The sequence below is a fragment of the Microvirga tunisiensis genome (assembly GCF_009296175.1).
Taxonomy (GTDB): domain Bacteria; phylum Pseudomonadota; class Alphaproteobacteria; order Rhizobiales; family Beijerinckiaceae; genus Microvirga; species Microvirga tunisiensis.
Window position 1 is genome coordinate 45835 of sequence record NZ_VOSK01000012.1, and the last position, 20405, is coordinate 66239.

Genomic DNA, 20405 nt, shown 5'->3' on the forward strand with positions numbered 1-20405 from the left:
CGGCGCACTACCTTAGCTGCTGCCGACGATACATCTTTAGCCGCGTCCGGAACCGCTCTTCTTGCCGCCGCCGTCCTGCTTGTTGACGGTGGCCCAGGCGCGCCGCTCGGCCTCCTTCTCAGAAACGCCACGGTTCTCGTAGCCTTCCTCGATATGCTCGGCCTTGCGTTTCTGCTTGTCGGTATAGGTAGACTTGTCGCCACGAGACATGGTGTTCTCCTCTCGAGCTGAGACCTTGGGATGCGCTCTCCAAGGCTTAACCGAGAAGCCCGAACACGGTTCCGAAACTCTGTTTCCTAGCCGCTGTTGCGCAATCCGGCCGCGATGCCGTTGATGGAGAGATGAATGCCCTGCACGACCTGCTCGTCCGCATCGCCAGACCGGTGACGCTTCAACAGTTCGATCTGCAGGTGATTCAACGGATCGAGATAAGGGAAGCGGTTGCGGATTGATCGGGCCAAGAGGGGATTGTCGTCGAGCAGGGATTGCTGCTGCATGATGGCGAGCAGTTGCCTGATCGAATCCTCCCACTCGTGGCGCAGGCGCGGGAAGATGGCCTCGCGCAGCGCCTCGTCCTCGACGAGCTTCGCATAGCGTGAAGCGATCGCGATGTTGCTCTTCGCCAGCACCATGTCCATGTTCGAGAGCAGCGCCTGAAAGAAGGGCCATTCGCGGTACATTTCCTGCAGAAGCGCCAAACCGGTATCGGGCCGCTTCTCGAGCCATTCGTTGACGGCGGATCCGAAGCCGTACCAGCCCGGCAGCATGAGGCGGCACTGCGCCCAGCCGAACACCCACGGGATGGCGCGCAGATCCTCGATGCGCCGCGAGTTCGTTCGCGACGCGGGCCGGCTGCCGATGTTCAGATTGGCGATCTCGCTGATTACCGTCGATTCCCAGAAGTAGCGCTCGAATCCTTCGGTCTCATAGACGAGCGCCCGATAGGCCTTGAAGGCGCTGTTCGAGAGTTCCTCCATGGCCTTCAGGTACTCCTCGTTTGGAGCGGGCTGGCCGGAATGCAGGAGGGAGGCTTCGAGAGTCGCGGAGGCCAGGATTTCGAGGTTGCGACGGCCGAGATCCGGGTTCGAGTATTTTCCAGCGATCACCTCGCCCTGTTCCGTGATGCGGATCGCGCCCTGCACCGCCCCGCCCGGCTGCGCCAGGATCGCCTGATAGCTCGGCCCGCCGCCACGGCCCACGGATCCGCCGCGACCGTGGAAGAGCCGAAGGGCAACACCGTGGCGCTTGAAGACGTCGATCAGCTCGATCTCCGCCTTGTAGAGTTCCCACCCCGACGTGAGGAAGCCGCCGTCCTTGTTGCTGTCGGAATAGCCGAGCATCACCTCCTGCGCCTGACCGCGGCTGCGCAACAGCCGTATGTAATCTGGCAGCGCGAAAAGCGCATCCATCACACCGCTGCAATGGCGCAGGTCCGCGATGGTTTCGAAAAGCGGGATGATGTTCACATCCATCTCGCCTTCGCGTGGACGCAACAGACCCGCTTCCTTCAGGAGAAGAGCCACTTCCAGTATATCGGACGGATCGCTCGCCTTGGAGATGACGTAGTTCGGCACGGCCGCACGGCCATAGCGTCGATGGGCTTCAGCGGCTTCGTGAACGATGGCTAGCTCGGATGTGGTTTCCGGCGAGTACTCAACATAGGGCGATGTGAGGAGCCGCGGCGTACGGAGCTCTTCGAGGAGCAGGGCGACACGCTTCTCCTCCGGCAGCCCTTCGTAATCGGTGCCGGGAATCGCTTTCTCGAAGAGCTCGGCAACCACACGCTGATGAACATCGGAGTTCTGGCGCATGTCGAGGCTTGCCAAGTGGAAGCCGAACACGTCGACGGCGCGGCGCAGTTTGCGCAGGCGGCCTCGTGACAGGGAGCCCGATCCGTTCGACCGCAGGGAACGGTGCAGGATCAGGAGATCGCCTTCGAATTCCTCGACGCTGTCATAGGCCCGTGCCTCGCCCACCGCATGACGTGCCACGTCTCCATGCCCCAACCGGGTGGCGGTTGCCGCGAGGCGCGCGTAGATGCCCGTGATCGCCCGGCGATAGGGCTCGTCCTGGCGATGAGGCGAAAGATCTGGAGACGCCTTGGCGAGCTCCTGGGCCTCGTCGGAAATGTTCACATAGCGCCCATCGAGCGACAGTTCGGCGCCCAGGCAATGGAGTTCCTCGAGATAGAAGCCGAGCGCGTGCTTGCTTTGCAGCAGTAGGGCCTGTCGCAATGCGTCCGCCGTCACGAAGGGATTGCCGTCGCGATCGCCGCCGATCCAGCTTCCCATGCGCAGGAACGAGGGAACCTCCACCGTCCCCCAGGTGGGATCCATGGCCGCGAGCTGATCCTCCAGGGAGGCATAAACCCGCGGCAGTTCCTTGAAGAAAGTGTAGTCGTAATAAGAGAGGCCGTTCATGACCTCGTCGATCACCTTCAGCCTGTTGCGTCGCAGGATGCTCGTCTGCCAGAGAGTGAGAATGGCGCGGCGAAGAGCCTCCTGGCAGGTTACCTCCTCCTCTGGGGTGAGGTGCTGCCGGTCACGCTGCGCCAGGATTTGGGAGATCTCCATCTCGCGGTCGATGGTGCTCTTGCGGCGCACTTCCGTCGGATGCGCCGTCAGGACCGGGCAGACAAGGGCGGAAGCAAAGAAGGCCTGCAGGGCCGTATGGCTGATGCCCGCCTCCTGGATGAGCTTGAGGGCTCGGGCCAGCGTTCCTTCACGCGGCGCCGCCGCCTCCATGGCATGAGCGCCCGCCATCGCATGGGCGCGGGAGCGGCGGACATGGTGCTGGTCCTCGGCAAGGTTCGCCAGATGCGAAAAGTAGCTGTAGGCCCGGATGATCTGGTTGGTGCGTCCCCGCGAGAGGCTGTTCAGGATCGTCTCGAGCTCGCGGCGGGCGATTTCGTCCTCATCGCGATGAAAGCGGATCGAGGTCTGGCGGATGCGCTCGACGATCTCGAAGGTCGCCTCGCCCTCCTGCTCGCGAATCGTGTCGCCGAGGATTCGCCCCAGAAGCCGGATGTCGTCGCGAAGAGGAAAATCCTTTTCAGGCGTGACGTCGGGATTGATCACGGACATGGGAGGGCTCCCGCTTCAGTCGCGTTTGCTGCACTGCGAAATAAAACCCTTTGTCACTGGACGGCAAGCGTAATTTTATTTTAATTTTCGCCTAATTCGTGACGGCCCAACGCTCCGGCGCCTCCGTTTGGCCGATGAGTGCCAATCCATAGGCGATGGACTCGAACTGATCTGCGGATGTCAGGCGGGTCTCACCGAAGCGATCCACGAACAGGCGGCGGATGGCGGGGACAAAGGACGTGCCACCCGTGAGGAAGACTCTCTCAATCTCTCCCGGTTTCACGTCGGCCTTGGAAAGGGCCTCATCGATCGTTCCAGCGATCCGGTCAACGTCCTCCGCGATCCATGACTCGAAATCGGCGCGCGCGATCCGGGCCTTGATGTCCACGCCTTCGCCCTGGAAGCGGAAGTCCGTTTCCTCGTTGCTCGAGAGTGCAACCTTCGCCGATGACACGGCGCGGTAGAGGGCAAACCCGAGATCGTACTCGACGATATCGATGAACTTTTCGAGCGGCTCTGGCTCGAGGGCGACGCGGGCCAGCTCGCGCAATTCCTTCAGATCGCCGCTGCCCTTCATCATCGCGAGCTGGTTCCACCGTGCGAAATTGGCGTAGTAGTGGTTGGGGATCGACAGGATCTTGTCCATCGAGCGATAGAGCCCGCCCTTGCCGAGACGTGGCGAGACGACCTTATCGACGATCCGGTAATCGAAGGCATCTCCCGCGAGGCCGATACCGGCATGCCCCAGCGGCTCGGCCCGTAGGACGCCGCCGGCTTTCAAGAACCTCATCACCGAGAAATCGCTGGTGCCGCCGCCGAAATCCGCCACGAGCACTGTGGCATCGTGATCGAGCTGCCGCGCATAGAAGAAGGCCGCCCCAACCGGCTCATAGACATAGCGGGCCTGCTCCGCCCCGAGCCTGCCAAAGGCGGTCCGGTAACGCCGCATGGCGAGATCGTCGTCCGGATTGTAGCCGGCGAATCGGACCGGCCGGCCGATGACGACGTTTCTCGTCCCCCAATCCAGCCGGGAGCCGCCATGACGCGCGAGCGTGCGCAGGAACGCGCTCAACAGGTCCTCGAAGCCGTACCGTTCGCGAAAGATCCGGGTTTCCTTGAAGGTGGCGCTGGCCGCGAAGGTCTTGAACGACTGGATGAAGCGGTGGGCATGGAGCCCTTCCAGGAACTGCTCGATAGCCCAGGGACCGCCCTCGACCTCGGTGCGAAGGCCGTTGCCGTGCCGCTCGTCCCAGAAGCAGAGCGCCGTGACATAGACTTTGAGACGCTCTCCGCCATGATCGAAGGTCAGCGCCTCCACGTGCCCGTTCGGATCCGCAATGGCCACGACCGTGTTGCTGGTTCCGAAATCGATGCCGATGGAAAAATCGTGGGACGGGGGCATGGGGACCTCGGAGGACGGCTTGGAGGGCCGGACGGTCTATACGCCAAGGCTTCCCGAGCCAAGAGGAATCGTCAGAAATTCGCCTTCCCTATCGGCACTGCGACCCTGGCGCTGTGGGCGGGCCGTTGACCCGGTGGCATCGCGCACCGTAGAAGCCGCGCCTTATGCTTCTTCGGAGACTTTCATGCTATCCATCGGTCAGCGCATTGCGAACGAACTGAATGTTCAGGAATGGCAGGTCAAGGCAGCCGTCGAGCTGCTCGACGGCGGTTCCACCGTTCCCTTCATCGCGCGCTACCGCAAGGAAGTCACAGGCACGCTAGACGATGCCCAGCTGCGCACCCTCGACGAGCGCCTGCGCTACCTCCGCGAGCTGGAGGACCGCCGCAAGACGATCCTCGACAGTATCCGCGAGCAGGGCAAGCTGACCGACGAACTGGCGCTTCAGATCAACACCGCCGACACCAAGGCTCGCCTCGAAGATCTCTACCTGCCCTATAAGCCCAAGCGGCGCACCAAGGCTCAGATCGCCAAGGAAGTGGGCCTTGAACCCCTGGCCGACCTGCTCCTGAGCGACCCGGCCCGCCAGCCGAAGGAGGCAGCCGCGGCTTTCGTGAATGCGGAGAAGGAGGTTGCCACGCCCGAGGCCGCGCTGGAGGGCGCCCGCTCGATTCTGGTCGAGCGCTTCGCGGAGAATGCGGAGCTCCTGGGGGCTTTGCGCGAAACCTATTGGGAGCGCGGCAGCCTGACCTCGAAGGTGCGCGACGGCAAGGCAACGGATGGCGCGAAATTCGCCGACTATTTCGACTTTGCCGAGCCGCTGACGAAGCTTCCCTCTCATCGAATCCTCGCGCTCTTCCGCGGCGAGAAGGAAGAGATCCTCGATCTTCGCATGGAAGAGGACAAGGACAGCGCCGAACCCGGCTATATCAGCCGCTACGAGGGCCGCACGGCGCTCGCCTTCGGCATCGTCGATCAGGGTCGTCCCGGCGACAAGTGGCTTCTGGAGACGGTCCGCTGGGCTTGGCGCACGAAGCTGCGTTTCTCCATCGAGCTCGACATGAAGATGCGCCTCTGGCAGCTCGCCGAGGACGAGGCGGTGAAGGTGTTCGCGGGCAACCTGCGCGACCTGCTGCTCGCCGCTCCTGCCGGCGCCCGCCCGACGCTCGGCCTCGATCCGGGCTTCCGCACCGGTGTAAAGGTCGCCGTGGTGGATGCAACCGGAAAGGTAGTGGCAACCGATACCATCTACCCGCATGAGCCAAAGCGCCAATGGGATGAGTCCGTTGCAACGCTGGCGCGGCTCTGCCGCGTGCACAAGGTCGAGCTCGTCGCCATCGGCAACGGCACGGCTTCGCGCGAGACCGACAAGCTCGCGGGCGAGCTGGTCACGAAGCACCCGGATTTGAAGCTCACCAAGATCATGGTCTCGGAAGCAGGCGCGTCCGTCTATTCCGCCTCCGCCTTTGCCAGCCAGGAGCTGCCGGACCTCGACGTGTCCATCCGCGGCGCCGTCTCCATCGCGCGCCGCCTGCAGGACCCACTGGCTGAACTCGTGAAGATCGACCCCAAGTCCATCGGCGTCGGGCAGTATCAGCACGATCTCGCGGAATTTAAGCTCTCCCGCTCCCTCGACGCGGTGGTGGAGGATTGCGTCAACGCGGTCGGCGTCGACCTCAATACCGCCTCGGCCCCACTGCTCGCCCGCGTCTCAGGCCTCGGCGATTGGGTGGCACAGAACATCGTGACCCACCGCGACGCCAACGGTCCCTTCAAGACCCGCAAGGCGCTGACCAAGGTTTCAGGCCTAGGCCCGAAAACGTTCGAGCAGGCCGCGGGCTTCCTGCGCATTCCGAACGGCGATGATCCGCTCGATGCTTCCGGCGTCCATCCTGAGGCCTATCCGGTCGTGCGTCGAATTCTCGAGGCCACGAAGAGCGACATCAAGGTCGTGATCGGCAACGGCGCCGTGTTGAAGAAGCTTAACCCGCAGAGCTTCACGGACGAGAAGTTCGGTGTGCCGACGGTGAAGGACATTCTGAGCGAACTGGAAAAACCTGGCCGCGATCCCCGCCCCGAGTTCAAGACCGCCACCTTCATGGAGGGCGTGGAGAAAATCGGCGATCTGAAGCCGGGCATGATGCTGGAAGGTGTTGTCACCAACGTGGCCGCCTTCGGCGCCTTCGTCGATGTGGGCGTGCACCAGGACGGGCTCGTGCACATCTCGGCGCTCGCCGACACCTTCGTGAAGGATCCGCGCAGCGTCGTGAAGCCGGGCGACATCGTGAAGGTGAAGGTGCTCGAGGTCGACGTTCCGAGGAAGCGCATCTCGCTCACCATGCGCATGAGCGATCCGGCCGAGAAGCGGTCGGCGGGCCGCCAGGACGACAACCGGGCGGCCTTCCAGAAGCATCGGGCTCAGAACGAGCGCAACCCGGCGGCCCAAGCCCCCTCATCCGGTGGCGCCCTTGCCGATGCCCTGCGCCGGGCTGCGATGTCCAATGGCAAGGACAAGGGCAGCAGGAAGTAGCCGTATTTGGGGCGGCTTGTCGCCGCCCCTGAACTGATCTAGAAGCAAAGCGTCTCACGGGGAGCCTCAAACGAGGCTGAGAGGTGGCAAGGCCGCCGACCCGTCGAACCTGATCCGGGTCATGCCGGCGGAGGGAATGAGCATGCGACATCGCCACAAAAGCCATGCCCCGTGCAATCTGCGCCGCCTGTCCGGCCTGCCTCATGCATGGGAGCGCCACTGATGCTACGCCGATTCCTTCTCACCCTCGTTTCGCTCGGGCTCGCCGCAGGCCTTGCCCAGGCTCAGACCAAGCCGACGCTGACCGTTTACACCTACAGCTCCTTCGCGGGGAAATACGGTCCCGGCAAGCCGGTCAAGGAACGCTTCGAGGCCACCTGCGGCTGCGAGCTGAACTGGGTCACGGCCGAGGATGCCGGCAGCCTGCTCGGGCGCCTGCGTCTCGAAGGCGAGAACACCAAGGCGGATGCGGTCGTCGGGCTTGACATGAACCTCGTGGCCGAGGCCAAGTCGCTCAATCTCTTTGCGCCGCACGGTGCGGATGTGAAGGATCTGACACTTCCTATCCAATGGAATGATGAGACCTTCATCCCATTCGACTGGGGCTACTACGCCTTCGTCTACGATGCGAACAAGCTGCCCAACCCACCCAAGAGCCTGAAAGAACTGGTCGACAATCCCAACGGGCCGAAGGTCGTCCTGCAGGATCCCCGCACCAGCGCACCGGGTCTCGGCCTCCTGCTCTGGATGCAGAAGGTCTATGGCGACAAGGCCGGCGAGGCCTGGGGCAAGCTGAAACCACGCATCGTCACCTTCACCAAGGGCTGGTCGGAAGCCTATGGCCTGTTCCTGAAGGGCGAAGCCGACATGGTGATGTCCTACACCACGTCTCCCGCCTATCACATCGTCGCGGAGAAGAAGGACAACTACAAGGCCGCCGCCTTCACGGAGGGCCACTACCTCCATGTGGAGCTTGCCGGCATGACCCGCACGACGAAGCAGCCGGACCTCGCCAAGAAGTTCATGGCCTTCATCCTCAGCGAGCCGTTCCAGTCCACCATTCCTGAGACCAACTGGATGTATCCGGCGAAGAACCCGCCCTCCGGCACGCCGGCGGCCCTCAAAGGCATGATCGAGCCGAGCCAAGCGCTCCTGTTCACGCCGGAGGAGGTGCAGCAGAACCGCCGCACTTTCACCGATGCCTGGCTCAACGCCACGGCACGCTGATTGCACATCATGACGATGAAGCTGCCGCATCCCGGAAGCCTGGTGGCCTTTGCCATCCTGGGTCTGGTTGCGGGCGGCTTCATCGCTCTTGCCACCTTCGATGAGGGGACGCCGACGCTTCTCCCCATCGGCCCCTATCTCTGGCGCGTCCTGGCCTTCTCGGTGATCCAGGCCCTTCTCTCGACCGTCCTGTCCCTCGTTCTCGGGATCGGTCTGGCGCTCGCGCTCGCACGCCGCAGGTTTCCCGGGCGCGATCTCGTTCTGGCGATCCTCGGCACCACGATGGTGATGCCGACCATCGTGGCCGTCTTCGCGGTCTTTGCCGTCTATGGCCGGAGCGGGTGGCTCGCCGAAGGGCTCGCGCTCCTCGGTTGGGAAGGCGGCTTCAGCATCTTCGGCTATCCCGGCATTCTGATTGCCCATGTGTTCCTGAACGGGCCCTTCGTCGCGCGGATCACCCTGGACGGGTTGAACCAGGTGCCTGCGGAGCACTGGCGCCTCGCTACCGCCTTCGGCTTCACGCCGTTCCAGATCTTCCGCCATCTCGACTGGCCGGTGCTGCGCGCGGAGTTGCCCGGCATTGCCGGCCTCATCTTCCTGATGTGCTTCAAGAGCTTCGCCATCGTGCTGGCGCTCGGCGGGGGCCCCAGTCGCTCCACCCTTGAAGTCGCGATCTTCGAAGCGCTCAAGATCGATCTCGATTTCGGCCGCGTCGCCTGGCTCGCCCTGATCCAGCTCGCGATCTGCCTGTCGATGACGGCTCTTCTTCATTGGGCCTTCACGCGACCGCCGGTCGGCCACACGATCCGCAGCCTCGTTCGCCGGCCGGATGCAAAGAACGACGGCCTGAAAGTCCTCGACACCGTCGTGCTCGCCGTCAGCGCCCTCTTCATCGCGCCCCTCGCCTTCAGCGTGCTGACGGGCATCCGGAACATGCTCGATGTGATCGATGTCGATCTTCTTCAGGCTTTTGCCACGAGCCTTGCCGTCGCGGCCGCCGCCGCCATCCTGGCCTGCATCCTGGCCCTTGCCTTGGCTTCCGCGGCGCGACGACGGCGCATCGTGCTACGTTCCCCGCGCATGGCCGCCTTCTACAACTTCCTGCCCGATACCCTCCTCGCGGTGCCGCCCTTTGCCCTGACCGCGGGCCTGTTCCTGATGATCCAGCGCTTCGGTGATCCGTCGACGGCAGGTCTCATTCTCCTGCCGCTCATCAACGGACTGGCCGCCGTGCCCTTCGCCTATCGCTATGTGGCGCCTCATCTGCTGACCACGGAGGAGCGCTACGGCCGCGTCGCGGCGTCCCTCGGTATCACTGGCTGGTCGAAGCTGACGATCATGGACTGGCCCGCTCTCAAGCGACCGCTTGCGGCGGGCTTCGCGTTGGCCATGGCCCTGTCCTTCGGCGATTTCGGCATCATCGCCCTCTTCGGCGGCACGGAACTGGTGACCCTGCCCTACCTTCTCTATGAGCGCCTTGGCGCCTACCGGCTTGACGAAGCAGCGGCCATCGGCCTCGTCATCGTCCTCTTCGCCGTTCTCCTTGCGCACGCTTCAGGTCGATTGTCCCATGCTGGTGATTGAGAATTGCCGCCTGACCTGGCCCGACTTCGAGGCGGATTACTCGCTGTCGGTGAAGACCGGAACTTTGTGCGCCGTGATCGGCCCATCCGGCGGCGGCAAGACCACCCTGCTCCACATGGTCGCCGGCTTCGAGCGGCCTGAAGGCGGCACGCTGAGCTTCAACGGACAGAACCTCCTGCCGCTTGAACCGGCGAAGCGCCCGGCCGCCATCGTGTTCCAGGACCACAACCTGTTTCCGCACCTGAGCGTAGCGGAGAATGTGGCGCTGGGTCTGCGCCCCTCTTTGCGGCTGAGTGCAGATGAGAAGCTTCTCGTGGGCGACATGCTGGACGCGGTCGGCCTCGCAGGCTTCGATGATCGCAAGCCAGGCGAGATGTCGGGAGGCCAGCGTCAGCGCGTGGCGCTGGCACGCGCTCTGATTTCCGGCCGCCCGTTGATCCTGCTCGACGAACCGTTCAGCAGTCTCGACCCCAGCCTGCGCCGCGACATGATCCTGCTCGTCGACGAGTTGCGGCGCAAACGCCCGGTCACCATTGTCATGACGATTCATACGCCGGAGGACGTGGCGGATGTGGCCGACCAGATGGCGTTTGTTGCAAGCGGCAGGGTCGTGGCATCGGGACGACCTGCGGACATTCTCAACAGTACGCTCGCGCCCAGGATTGCGGCGGCCGTCTCGGATTCGTGAAACGCATAAATTTCTACCTGTCATCACCGGCCTCGTGCCGGTGATCCGGATTAGAAGAGTGCCGCGCTTCAACTAATCGAGATGGCCGGGACGAGCCCGGCCATGACGTGAGAGCGTGTCACCCCCGCTCAGCGAGAACCGACACACCGGATGCGTCGAAGACATGCAAGGCGCGCGTTGGGACGTGGGCGCTGTAGGATCCGCCCGGCACCGCATCGGTCTCTCCGGGAGCGCGGACGATCACGTCGTCACCGCTTGCGAGCTTCATATAGACATAGCTCGACTCGCCCAATTGCTCGACGGCATCGATGGTGCCTCGCAGGGAGGCCGTGTCGGCCCCACCCTCTTCCATGTGCTCGGGCCTGATGCCGACCGTCACGTGGTCGCCCGCCGCCACGCCAGCGGATCGCACATTCACCGCCGCTTCCGTACCTGCGAAGCCGATGGTCGCGCTGGTGCCCTCGAGGCGCAGAACCTGCCCCTTGATGAAGTTCATCCTAGGGGAACCTATGAAGCCGGCGACGAATAGGTTGCGTGGGTGACGATAGAGCTCCAGCGGCGCGCCGACCTGCTCGATCCGGCCATGGTTCATCACCACGATCTTGGACGCGAGCGTCATCGCCTCGACCTGATCGTGGGTGACATAGATCATCGTCGCGCCGAGATCCCGGTGGAGCTTGGCGATCTCGAGCCGCGTGTTGACGCGGAGCGCCGCATCGAGATTCGAGAGCGGTTCGTCGAAGAGGAAGACGCTCGGGTTGCGCACGATGGCCCGGCCGATCGCCACGCGCTGCCTCTGACCGCCCGAGAGCTCCCGCGGCTTGCGGTCGAGGAGCGGCGTGAGCTTCAGGATCTCCGCCGCCTGACGCACGCGGCGTTCCACCTCCGCCTTGTTGGTCTTGGCGAATTTGAGGCCGAAGGCCATGTTCTTGTAGACGTTCATATGCGGATAGAGCGCATAGGACTGGAACACCATGGCGATCTTGCGATCCGCCGGCGGCAACTCGTTGACCCTCCGGCTGCCGATCCTGATCTCGCCGCCGCTGACCGTCTCGAGACCGGCGATGATGCGAAGCAGGGTGGACTTGCCGCAACCGGACGGGCCGACGAAGACGACGAATTCCCCGTCCTCGACGGAAAGATTGATATCGCGCAGGATCTCCGTCGCCCCGAAGGATTTGGCGATACCGTGCAGGGAAACGTCAGCCATTGCGGTCAATTCCTGTAGTAGGGCGTTACTTCACGGCGCCGGCCGTCAGGCCGCGCACGAGATAGCGCGAGAAGAGAAGATAGAGAACGAGGACGGGCGCGATCGCCAGCGTCAGCGAGGCGAGCACGGCGTTCCAGTCCGTCACATACTGGCCGATGAATTGCTGCACCCCGAGGGTGATCGTCTGCTTGCCATCTCCGGGAGCCAGGATCAGCGGGAACCAGAGATCGTTCCAGACCGGCACCATCGTGAACACGGCGACCGTCGCGATGGCTGGGCTGATCAGGGGCAGGATGATGCTGAAGAAAATCCGGTACTCGCTGACCCCATCGCACCGGGCGGCATCGCGCAGATCCTTCGGGATCTGCTGGATGAACTCGCCCAGGATCAGGATGGCAAGCGGCAATCCTTGCGCCACATAGACGAGGATCAGCGCCGTCAAGGTGTTGACGAGATTCAGCTCCACCATCATGCGCAGGATGCTGACGCTGCCCAACCTGATCGGCACCATGATTCCGATAGCGAGACAAAGCCCGATCAGCGTATTGCCGCGAAACTTGTACTCCGTCAGCGCCCAGGCGGCCATCGCTCCGATCAGCACGATCAGCACGAGGGAGACCACTGTCACTGTCAGACTGTTGAAGAAGTAAAGGCCGAAGTCGGAATTGGCGAAGACCCGGTCGAACCCGATGGTCGTAAACGTCTGTCCGTTGGGAAAGCCGAGCGGGTCGGCGAAGATCGCCCGCCGCGTCTTGAACGCGTTGATCAGGATCAGAAGAATCGGACCGAGCGCCAGGATCGTATAGAGGATCAGGGCGATGTGAACGGCGATGCGGCCGGGCCTGATGGTCATGTCCCGGTCTCCCTTAGAAGCTATGCCGCTGCAGCCGCCGCTGCACGCCGAAGAGATAGATCAGCACGCCCACCAGGATGATGACGAGCATGGCGGTCGCGACCGCCGCCCCCATGGTCGGGCTGCCGACCTGGAGCTGGAAGCCGAAGAAGGTGCGATAGAAGAAGGTGCCGAGGATGTCGGTCGAGAAATTCGGACCCGCGAGCGCGCCCTTGATGGCATAGATCAGATCGAAGGCGTTGAAGTTGGCAACGAAGGTCAGGATCGACACGACACCCAGGGTCGGCAGGATCAGGGGCAGGCGCACGAACCAGAACACGCTGAAGGGCCCCGCTCCGTCGACGGTGGCGGCATCGAGGAGATCATCGGGAATGTTCAGGAGCGCCGCATAGATCAGCATCATGGGAATGCCGACGAATTGCCAGACCGAGATGAGGGAAACCGTCAGCAGGGCCGTCGATTCCTGGCCGAGCCAGGGCCCGAAGAGGCTTCCCAGGCCGACAGCCTTCAAAAGACTCGGCGCAATGCCCCAGAGCGGGTTGAGCATGAGCTGCCAGATGAAGCCGATGATAACGACGGACAGCATGGTCGGCAGGAAGATGAGCGTGCGATAGACGCTGCCGCCGATCAGACGCGGCAAGCTGAGCAGCATGGCGAGCCCCAAGCCGATGCCGTTCTGCACCACCATGTGAATCGCGAAGAAAATCAGGTTGTTGCGAAAGGCGTTCCAGAACTGGCTCGACCAGTTGGGGTCCGTCAGGAGTGTTTGGAAATTCTGGAGACCGACGAAGCTGCGCACTCCCGTCTCGTCGCCCGCATAAAGGCTCAGTCGGATCGTGTCGATCAGCGGATAGATCGAGAACAGGGTGTAGATCGCAAGCGCCGGCGCAAGGAACACAGCGATATGGACAGGGAAGCGCGAGCGGGTAGGCACCGCGTCCGCCGATTGAATCCGTGAAGCCGTAAGATCTGTCATGCTGCTCCAGGCCGAAGGAGTAGGGATGGCGGGCCGCACCTCGGGAGCGGCCCGCCTCGACGTGGTCAGCGATTACTTCTTGTGCGGCTCGTACCAGCTGGCAAGGCCGTCCTCGGCCTTCTTGGCCGCCTCTTCAGGCTTCATGCTGCCGTTCAACACCTGAGCGCTCACGTTCCAAAGCTCGTTCTCGAGATTCGGCGTGCCGCGCGACAGGATCTGGTAGGAGTTGCGGATCGAGCTTTCGCAGGTGCCGCGCCAGCCGACGAACTTGGCCGCCACCGGGTCCTTTACTTCGACCTTGGCCTTGGAGAGCGGGAAGAAACCCGGCAACTCGTTGGCATAGATCTCGGCAAATTCAGGCGAAGCCACCCATGACAGGAAGGTCTTGGCTGCCTCGACATTCTTCGACTTGGCGTTGATGCCGACCGCAATGTCCGTGTGGTCGCTGATGTAGCATTTGTCGCCAGCCTTCACGACAGGCGGCGCGAAGGCATCGAACTCGAAATCCGCCTGCTTGCGGAAGATCGGCACATCCCAGGAGCCGGCCGGATAGATGGCCGCACGGCCGAGCGTGAACAGGTTCTGCGTGTCCGGATATTTCTGGGACTTGTAGCCGTCGCCCATATAGGGCGCCCAGGTCGCGAGCTCCTTGAACACGTCCACATAGGCCGGATCGGTGAACTTCTGCTTGCCCTCGATGAGCGCCTTGCGGCCCTCCTCGCCCTTCCAGTAGTTCACACCGATATTCTGGAAGCCCATGGTGGCGGCCTCCCATTGATCGGCCGTGCCCATGGCAATCGGCGTGTACTTGCCGTCGGCCTTGATCTTGTCGAGCACCGCATGGAACTCGGCCACCGTCTTCGGCGGCGTGAGCTTCAGCTCGTCGAAGATCTCCTTGTTGTAGACGAAGCCGTGGATCACCGAGGCCATCGGCATGCAGAAGGTGGTCTTGCCGTCGTCCGTGGACCAGGCGCTCTTGGCAACGTCGGAGAAGTTCTCGATGCCCTTGACGTCGTTGACGGAGGTCAGGTTGCCCTTCTTGAACAGGTCGAGGGACGCATCGAACGGGCGGCAGGTGATGAGATCGCCTGCAGTGCCGCCGGCCAAGCGCGCGTTGAGGGCGGCGTTGTACTCGGTCGGCGGATCGGCCTTGAACTGAACCTTGATGTTGGGATGAGCCTTGTTGAAGGCTGGGATGATCTTGGTGTTCCAGACATCCGCGTCGTCGTTGCGCCAGCTCTCGATGGTGAGCGTCTGGGCCGAGGCGGCATTGGCGAAAGCAAGAGCCGCCGCAGCCACCGAGGCGCTCGCGAGCAACTGTCCTGCGCGACGCAGGAACGCTCTCGAATGAAGTTTCGTCATTGACTTTGTCCTCCGTGATCGAGAGGCGCCTGGAAACGCCTCTGATAATGTATTCCTCTGATTGTCCCGTGCCGATTTTATTGCATTCTGCGCTTTCCGGCGGGCCAGCCTGACTGTTCCATCGGAAAGCTTTTTGGACAAGTGACCTCATATTGGTATCGGCAAAATTCAAAGACAACTCTTCTTTGAAGCCGTCAGCCACAATTTGCCGGCTCTTCTTTTTCAAGCCTTTGCGCTCTTACCCCGTGAAGCTCGTCCGGGCTGTGGACAAAGCGGCTGGTTATTCCATGCCGGCGCCTCTTCCCGAACTGGACATTAAGTGGCATGGTACCTGTCCGTAAGACCGCTCCGAGATCCGTTTCCCTATGACCGACCTTTTGTTCCTTGGCATTGACGGCGGCGGCACCAAGTGCCGGGCCCGACTGCGCGATGCTCAAGGTACGCTGCTGGGTGAAGGAACGGGCGGGCCTTCCAACTTCCGCCTCGATCCCGATCTGGTCTGGAACTCGATTTTGACGGCCTGCCGCGAGGCTCTTGCCCAGGCAGGGCTTCACGAAAACGACCTGAAGCGGATTCATGCCGGCATGGGAGCCGCCGGCGCCGGGCAGACCAGCGCGGTCGAACGCCTTCTGTCTCGCGCCCATCCTTTCGCATCCTTCGAGATCGAGACCGATGCCCATACCGCCTGGCTCGGCGCCTTCAAGGGAGGCGACGGAGCCATCCTGATCGTCGGCACGGGCTCCTGTGGCTATGGCGGCACCAGCGGCCAGTGCCATTATGTCGGCGGCTGGGGCTACGAGATCTCGGATGAAGGCAGTAGCGCCGCCATCGGGCGCGAACTCCTGCGCCGCTGCATCTGGGCTCATGACGGACGCGCGCCATCGACGCCGCTTTCGGATACGGTTCTCGCCGAGTTCAATGACGATCTCGAGATCCTCGTGGATTGGGTCGGCAAGGCACGCCCGGCCGATTACGGACGCTTTGCGCCGCTTGTCCTGCAGCATGCCGAACGGCGCGACCCTCTCGGCATCGCCATCATCGAGGATGCCGCCGCCGGGCTGAGTGCGATCGGCACGCGCCTCCTCGACCTCGGGGCTCCGGCCATCTGCCTCTTCGGGGGCTTGGCGGAGCCGCTCCGGCCTTGGCTTTCGCCGCCCGTGCAGCGAACCATCACGGCTCCCATGGCCGATGCGCTCGATGGCGCCATTCTCCTGGCTCGCACGGCTCTCCAGGGGAAAGCGCCATGAGCGACCAATCCGGCGAGTCGCTCACCTTCGTTCCTCTGGATGAAGGGAATCCCACGCCGCTCTATCTCCAGCTCCAGCAATCCATCGAGGAAGCGGTCCGCAAGGGCGCGCTCAAGGCGGATGCCGCGCTTCCGGGCGAGCGGGACCTTGCCAAGCAGCTCGGCATCTCGCGCGTCACGGTGCGCAAGGCCATCACGGGGCTGGTGCAGAAGGGCGTGCTCGTCCAACGCTGGGGCTCGGGCACCTTCATCGCGCCGCAGATGCGGCTCGAACAGCCCCTCTCCCGCCTGTCGAGCTTTACCGACGACATGTCGGCCCGCGGCCTGAAATCCTCGGCCGTGATGCTGAGCCGTTCGACGGGACCGGCTTCGACGGACGAGCTGATGGCCCTTGGACTCTCGCCAGGCGATCTGGTGAGCCGCGTCAACCGCCTGCGCCTCGCCAACGGCATTCCCATGGCGATCGAGAATGCAGTCATTCCCTCGAAGATCCTGCCCGATCCTTCCCTCGTCAGGCAATCGCTCTATGCCGTGCTGCACGACCAAGGCTTCATGCCCACGCGCGCCTTGCAGAGATTGCACGCGGTTCTGCTGAACGAGGAACAGGCCTCGCTGCTCAGCGTTCCGCCTCAGAGCCCAGCACTTTACATCGAACGCCGCTCGTTCACCGCTACGGGCGAAGTCGTCGAATTCACCTCGTCCTATTACCGGGGCGATGCCTATGATTTCGTGGCCGAGCTGACCATCAGCCAGCCTGAACGGATGCACAATGATGATGCCTGACACGAATGCCACTGCCCTGACGGCCATGCTGCGCGAGGCTCAGGAAGCGCCGCAGGTGGTCGCACATCTGCTCGCGAGCAACGCTCCCCTGTGCCGCGAGCTGGGCGAGCGCCTGCGGGCTTCGCCGCCACCTTTTGCCGTGACCTGCGCGCGCGGCAGCTCCGACAATGCGGCGACCTTCGTCAAATATCTTCTCGAAATTCATTCCGGTCTCGTGACGGCCTCCGTCGGCCCTTCGGTGACGTCCGTCTACGAGGCGCGCCCGCGCATGCGCGACGCCCTGTTCCTCGCCGTGTCGCAATCGGGCCGCAGCCCCGACATTCTCAACCTCGCCCAAGCCGGACGAGATGATGGAGCGCTGACGGTGGCGCTCGTGAACGACACGTCCTCGCCGCTCGCGTCCACCTGCGAGGTCGTGCTGCCGCTCCATGCGGGCCCCGAGAAGAGCGTGGCCGCCACGAAATCGTTCATCGCAGCGCTCGCTGCAGGACTGCAGCTCGTGGCGCATTGGTCGCAGGATCGGGAGCTTCTGGACGCTCTCGACACACTGCCGGACGTGCTCGCCAAGGCTTCCAGGACCGACTGGTCGGCCGCGCTTCCGGTTCTGTCCGAAGCGAACAACCTGTTCGTCGTCGGCCGCGGCGTGGGGTTTGCCGTTGCGCAGGAGGCCGCACTCAAGCTCAAGGAGACATCCGGCGTTCATGCGGAGGCGATGAGCGCCGCCGAACTGATGCATGGCCCTTGGACGCTCGCAGGCGATCACTTTCCGATCCTGGTGCTCAGCCAGCGGGATGAGACCCTGAGCGGCGTCAACGATCTGGTGGCCAAGCTGAACGAACAGGGTGTTCCCGTCATCGTCGCCGGCGCCGCCGAAGGCCCCGCCACCGTGATGCTCACGCCGGTCGAGGATGCGCATCCTTATCTCGCGCCCATCGCTCTCATCCAGAGCTTCTACCCTCTCGTGAATGCCATTGCCCTGGCGCGCGGCCGCAATCCCGACAATCCGCCGCGCCTGCGCAAGGTGACGGAGACCGTCTGATGTCCATTGCTCTCGTGGGAGCCCGCGTCTTCGACGGCGCGCACATGCTTGACGGCCGCGCCGTCGTCATCGCGAACGGCCGCATTCTCGGCTTGGTTCATGAACAGGATCTGGGCGCCGGAATCGAGCGCCGCCGGATCGAGGGCCTGTTGGCTCCGGGCTTCATAGACGTGCAGGTCAATGGCGGCGGCGGCGTGCTCTACAACGACATGCGGTCCGTCGGCGGCATCAGGACCATCGCCGAGGCTCACAGGACCTATGGCACGACGGGCCTGCTGCCGACTTTCATCACGGACACCCGTGAGACGATGGCGGAAGCCGTGGAGGCCATGCGCGAGGCGCTCGCCGCCCACATTCCCGGTGTTCTCGGCATTCACCTTGAAGGCCCCTTCATCAGTCCCGAGCGCAAAGGCGTGCACAATCCCGCCTTCATGCGCCCGATGGAGGATGAGGACATCGCGATCATGACCTCCCTGCGCGAGGGCCGTACCCTCGTGACACTGGCGCCCGAGCGCAACGGCATGGAGGCGATTGCCCGCCTTGCATCGGCGGGTGTGCTGGTCTGCGCCGGCCACACGGCCAGCGACTATGAAACCGTCATGGAGGCCATCCGCCATGGCCTGTGCGGCTTCACGCATCTTTACAATGCGATGCCGCCATTGGCCGGGCGCGATCCGGGCCCGGTGGGCGCCGCTCTCGACAGCCCGGATACCTGGTGCGGCCTCATCGTCGACGGTCACCACGTGAGCGATGCCGCCCTGCGGGTTGCCATCGCGGCCAAGGGCACGGAGCGGATGATGCTTGTGACCGATGCCATGGCGGTGACCGGCACCGATCTGACCAGCTTCGAGTTGCACGGACGCACGATCTACCGCAAGGACGGCCGACTCACCACGGCGGACGGGACCCTCGCCGGCTCCGATCTCGACATGGCCAGCGCCGTGCGCAACGCCGTGCAACGGCTCGGTCTTGCTCTGCCGGATGTGCTGCGTATGGCTTCGCTGATCCCGGCCCGGTTCCTGCGCCTCGGTCGCGAGTTGGGCCGGATCGCACCCGGCTATCGCGCCGACCTCGTTCTGCTCGACGAGAGCCTCCAGGTGCGGCAGACTTGGATTGGCGGAAACAGCAACTGAGCAGGAATCGTTCGATGAGCGCACAAAGGGTTCTCGTGGTCGGGCTCGGGAACATGGGACTGTCCCATGCTCTCGCCTATGGACGTATTGATGGCTACGAGATCGCGGGGCTCTGCACACGCAACATCGAAAGCATGAATCTTCCAGCCGCTTTGCAGGGTGTGCCGCGCTTTACCGAGTTCGACGAAGCCCTTGAAGCCGTGAAGCCGGATGTGGTGTCAATCAAAACGTGGTCCGACACGCACGCTCCCTATGCGATCCGCGCCATGGAGGCGGGCGCCCACGTCTTCGTGGAGAAGCCGCTCGCCGACACGGTGAAGGACGCCGAGCGCGTCGTCGAAACGGCGATCCGGACGAAGCGCAAGCTCGTCATTGGCTATATCCTCCGCCACCATCCCTCCTGGATCAAGTTCATCGAGATCGCCAAGACCTTGGGCACGCCCCACGTCTTCCGCATGAACCTCAATCAGCAATCGAGCGGAGCGGCCTGGGATGCGCACAAACGCCTGCTGCAATCCCTCTCCCCCATCGTCGATTGCGGCGTGCATTACGTGGATGTCATGTGCCAGATCACAAAGGCGAAGCCCGTGCAGGTCCATGGGGTCGGCACGCGCCTGACCGAGGACATGCCTGCTGGCATGTACAATTACGGCCATCTCCACGTGACCTTCGACGACGGCTCCGTCGGCTGGTACGAGGCCGGATGGGGCCCGATGATGAGCGAGACGGCCTATTTCGTGAAGGATGTGATCGGGCCGAAGGGAAGCGTGAGCATCGTCATGGCCGAATCCGCCGGTGAAATCCGCTCGGACGACATCAATGCGCACACCAAGACGAACCAGATCCTGCTCCATCATGCCGCTCTCAAGGGCGACGGGACCTTTGCGAAGGCGGACGAGCGTATCAGCACCGCGGACGAGCCGGATCACGATGCCCTCTGCGAGCGGGAACAGCGCTTCCTCCTGCGCGCGATCCAGGAGGATGTTGACCTGACGGATCACATGAACGATGCGGTCCGCTCCCTGCGCATCGTGCTCGCCGCCGACGAGGCGGTGCGGACGGGGCGGGTCATATCGCTATAAAAAGCGATAGAATTTATCCCCGACCCTCATCCTGAGGAGGATTGCATCAGCAATCCGTCTCGAAGGAGGGTTCAGTGTTCTCTAAGTAGGTCGCCAAAAGTTCTGCAACAGCTTTCTGAGCCAGAAGTGTTTGGATGCCATGCCGGCCTTGCGACGTGCTTGTTGCGGCGTCAGCGTCAGCACCCAGGCTGCGGCATTGGCGGCGAG

The 20405-nt window shown here is 63.3% G+C and carries 15 protein-coding genes, 1 pseudogene and 1 riboswitch; of the genes and pseudogenes, 9 read left to right on the plus strand and 7 right to left on the minus strand.

The features are described from left to right. Positions 1-39: 39 nt before the first annotated feature. The 3 genes and pseudogenes from FS320_RS45830 to FS320_RS06300 all read right to left on the minus strand — a co-directional run. Positions 40-210: pseudogene (locus FS320_RS45830) on the minus strand (plasmid stabilization protein); the annotation flags it as partial. 86 nt (positions 211-296) lie between these two features. Beyond that, positions 297-3083 carry a phosphoenolpyruvate carboxylase gene (ppc, locus tag FS320_RS06295; protein ID WP_152710237.1) on the minus strand — a complete coding sequence of 929 codons (2787 nt, stop codon included), beginning with the start codon at positions 3081-3083 and terminating at the stop codon, positions 297-299. A 91-nt stretch (positions 3084-3174) separates the two neighbouring features. Continuing rightward, positions 3175-4485 carry an Hsp70 family protein gene (locus tag FS320_RS06300; RefSeq protein WP_152710238.1) on the minus strand — a complete coding sequence of 437 codons (1311 nt, stop codon included), beginning with the start codon at positions 4483-4485 and terminating at the stop codon, positions 3175-3177. Positions 4486-4669: 184 nt separating this feature from the next. Between FS320_RS06300 and FS320_RS06305 the strand changes: the two genes are divergently transcribed. The 4 genes from FS320_RS06305 to FS320_RS06320 all read left to right on the plus strand — a co-directional run bounded on the left by FS320_RS06305 (position 4670) and on the right by FS320_RS06320 (position 10514). After that, positions 4670-7015 (plus strand): Tex family protein, encoded by a 2346-nt coding sequence (locus tag FS320_RS06305; protein WP_152710239.1) that lies wholly within the window; start codon positions 4670-4672, stop codon positions 7013-7015. 47 nt (positions 7016-7062) lie between these two features. Further along, a riboswitch (TPP riboswitch) is annotated at positions 7063-7169 on the plus strand. 68 nt (positions 7170-7237) lie between these two features. Further along, complete coding sequence (thiB, locus tag FS320_RS06310; RefSeq protein WP_152710240.1) at positions 7238-8242, plus strand: thiamine ABC transporter substrate binding subunit; 1005 nt, start codon at positions 7238-7240, stop codon at positions 8240-8242. 9 nt (positions 8243-8251) lie between these two features. After that, complete coding sequence (locus FS320_RS06315; RefSeq protein WP_152710241.1) at positions 8252-9826, plus strand: ABC transporter permease subunit; 1575 nt, start codon at positions 8252-8254, stop codon at positions 9824-9826. After that, positions 9813-10514: a thiamine ABC transporter ATP-binding protein gene (locus FS320_RS06320; RefSeq protein ID WP_152710242.1), complete on the plus strand. Its 702-nt coding sequence runs from the start codon at positions 9813-9815 to the stop codon at positions 10512-10514. The genes FS320_RS06315 and FS320_RS06320 overlap by 14 nt, the downstream gene beginning before the upstream one ends. 118 nt (positions 10515-10632) lie before the next feature. On the opposite strand, the gene FS320_RS06325 is transcribed toward FS320_RS06320, so the two are convergent. The 4 genes from FS320_RS06325 to FS320_RS06340 all read right to left on the minus strand — a co-directional run bounded on the left by FS320_RS06325 (position 10633) and on the right by FS320_RS06340 (position 14915). Continuing rightward, a complete protein-coding gene (locus FS320_RS06325; protein ID WP_152710243.1) occupies positions 10633-11724 on the minus strand; it encodes an ABC transporter ATP-binding protein in 1092 nt (363 codons plus the stop codon). A gap of 25 nt (positions 11725-11749) precedes the next feature. Continuing rightward, positions 11750-12577 (minus strand): carbohydrate ABC transporter permease, encoded by an 828-nt coding sequence (locus FS320_RS06330; protein ID WP_152710244.1) that lies wholly within the window; start codon positions 12575-12577, stop codon positions 11750-11752. A gap of 13 nt (positions 12578-12590) precedes the next feature. After that, complete coding sequence (locus FS320_RS06335) at positions 12591-13553, minus strand: carbohydrate ABC transporter permease (protein ID WP_152710245.1); 963 nt, start codon at positions 13551-13553, stop codon at positions 12591-12593. A gap of 72 nt (positions 13554-13625) precedes the next feature. Continuing rightward, entirely contained in the window at positions 13626-14915 is a 1290-nt protein-coding gene (locus FS320_RS06340; RefSeq protein ID WP_152710246.1) for an ABC transporter substrate-binding protein, read from the minus strand. 365 nt (positions 14916-15280) lie between these two features. On the opposite strand from FS320_RS06340, the gene FS320_RS06345 reads away from it, so the two are divergent. From FS320_RS06345 to FS320_RS06365, 5 genes are read left to right on the plus strand one after another with little or no spacing between them, the layout of a single operon-like run. Next, on the plus strand, positions 15281-16162 hold the full coding sequence (locus FS320_RS06345; RefSeq protein ID WP_152710247.1) for a glucosamine kinase nucleotide-binding domain-containing protein: 882 nt from the start codon (positions 15281-15283) through the stop codon (positions 16160-16162). Continuing rightward, positions 16159-16944 (plus strand): GntR family transcriptional regulator, encoded by a 786-nt coding sequence (locus tag FS320_RS06350; RefSeq protein ID WP_152710248.1) that lies wholly within the window; start codon positions 16159-16161, stop codon positions 16942-16944. The genes FS320_RS06345 and FS320_RS06350 overlap by 4 nt, the downstream gene beginning before the upstream one ends. Further along, on the plus strand, positions 16931-17983 hold the full coding sequence (locus FS320_RS06355; protein WP_152710249.1) for an SIS domain-containing protein: 1053 nt from the start codon (positions 16931-16933) through the stop codon (positions 17981-17983). Before FS320_RS06350 ends, FS320_RS06355 begins: the two co-directional genes overlap by 14 nt. After that, positions 17983-19116 (plus strand): N-acetylglucosamine-6-phosphate deacetylase, encoded by a 1134-nt coding sequence (nagA, locus tag FS320_RS06360; RefSeq protein ID WP_152710250.1) that lies wholly within the window; start codon positions 17983-17985, stop codon positions 19114-19116. The genes FS320_RS06355 and nagA overlap by 1 nt, the downstream gene beginning before the upstream one ends. A 14-nt stretch (positions 19117-19130) precedes the next feature. After that, positions 19131-20198, plus strand: a complete 1068-nt coding sequence (locus FS320_RS06365) for a Gfo/Idh/MocA family oxidoreductase (RefSeq protein ID WP_152710251.1) — start codon at positions 19131-19133, stop codon at positions 20196-20198. Positions 20199-20405: the final 207 nt, after the last annotated feature.

Excerpts from the sequence above, each read along its gene's own strand:
- FS320_RS06365 (WP_152710251.1), top strand. The coding sequence starts at position 19,131 with ATGAGCGCACAAAGGGTTCTCGTGGTCGGGCTCGGGAACATGGGACTG.
- FS320_RS06340 (WP_152710246.1), bottom strand. The coding sequence starts at position 14,915 with ATGACGAAACTTCATTCGAGAGCGTTCCTGCGTCGCGCAGGACAGTTG.
- ppc (WP_152710237.1), bottom strand. The coding sequence starts at position 3,083 with ATGTCCGTGATCAATCCCGACGTCACGCCTGAAAAGGATTTTCCTCTT.
- FS320_RS06355 (WP_152710249.1), top strand. The coding sequence starts at position 16,931 with ATGATGATGCCTGACACGAATGCCACTGCCCTGACGGCCATGCTGCGC.
- FS320_RS06320 (WP_152710242.1), top strand. The coding sequence starts at position 9,813 with ATGCTGGTGATTGAGAATTGCCGCCTGACCTGGCCCGACTTCGAGGCG.
- FS320_RS06300 (WP_152710238.1), bottom strand. The coding sequence starts at position 4,485 with ATGCCCCCGTCCCACGATTTTTCCATCGGCATCGATTTCGGAACCAGC.
- FS320_RS06350 (WP_152710248.1), top strand. The coding sequence starts at position 16,159 with ATGAGCGACCAATCCGGCGAGTCGCTCACCTTCGTTCCTCTGGATGAA.
- nagA (WP_152710250.1), top strand. The coding sequence starts at position 17,983 with ATGTCCATTGCTCTCGTGGGAGCCCGCGTCTTCGACGGCGCGCACATG.
- FS320_RS06330 (WP_152710244.1), bottom strand. The coding sequence starts at position 12,577 with ATGACCATCAGGCCCGGCCGCATCGCCGTTCACATCGCCCTGATCCTC.
- FS320_RS06305 (WP_152710239.1), top strand. The coding sequence starts at position 4,670 with ATGCTATCCATCGGTCAGCGCATTGCGAACGAACTGAATGTTCAGGAA.
- FS320_RS06315 (WP_152710241.1), top strand. The coding sequence starts at position 8,252 with ATGACGATGAAGCTGCCGCATCCCGGAAGCCTGGTGGCCTTTGCCATC.
- thiB (WP_152710240.1), top strand. The coding sequence starts at position 7,238 with ATGCTACGCCGATTCCTTCTCACCCTCGTTTCGCTCGGGCTCGCCGCA.
- FS320_RS06335 (WP_152710245.1), bottom strand. The coding sequence starts at position 13,553 with ATGACAGATCTTACGGCTTCACGGATTCAATCGGCGGACGCGGTGCCT.
- FS320_RS06345 (WP_152710247.1), top strand. The coding sequence starts at position 15,281 with ATGACCGACCTTTTGTTCCTTGGCATTGACGGCGGCGGCACCAAGTGC.
- FS320_RS06325 (WP_152710243.1), bottom strand. The coding sequence starts at position 11,724 with ATGGCTGACGTTTCCCTGCACGGTATCGCCAAATCCTTCGGGGCGACG.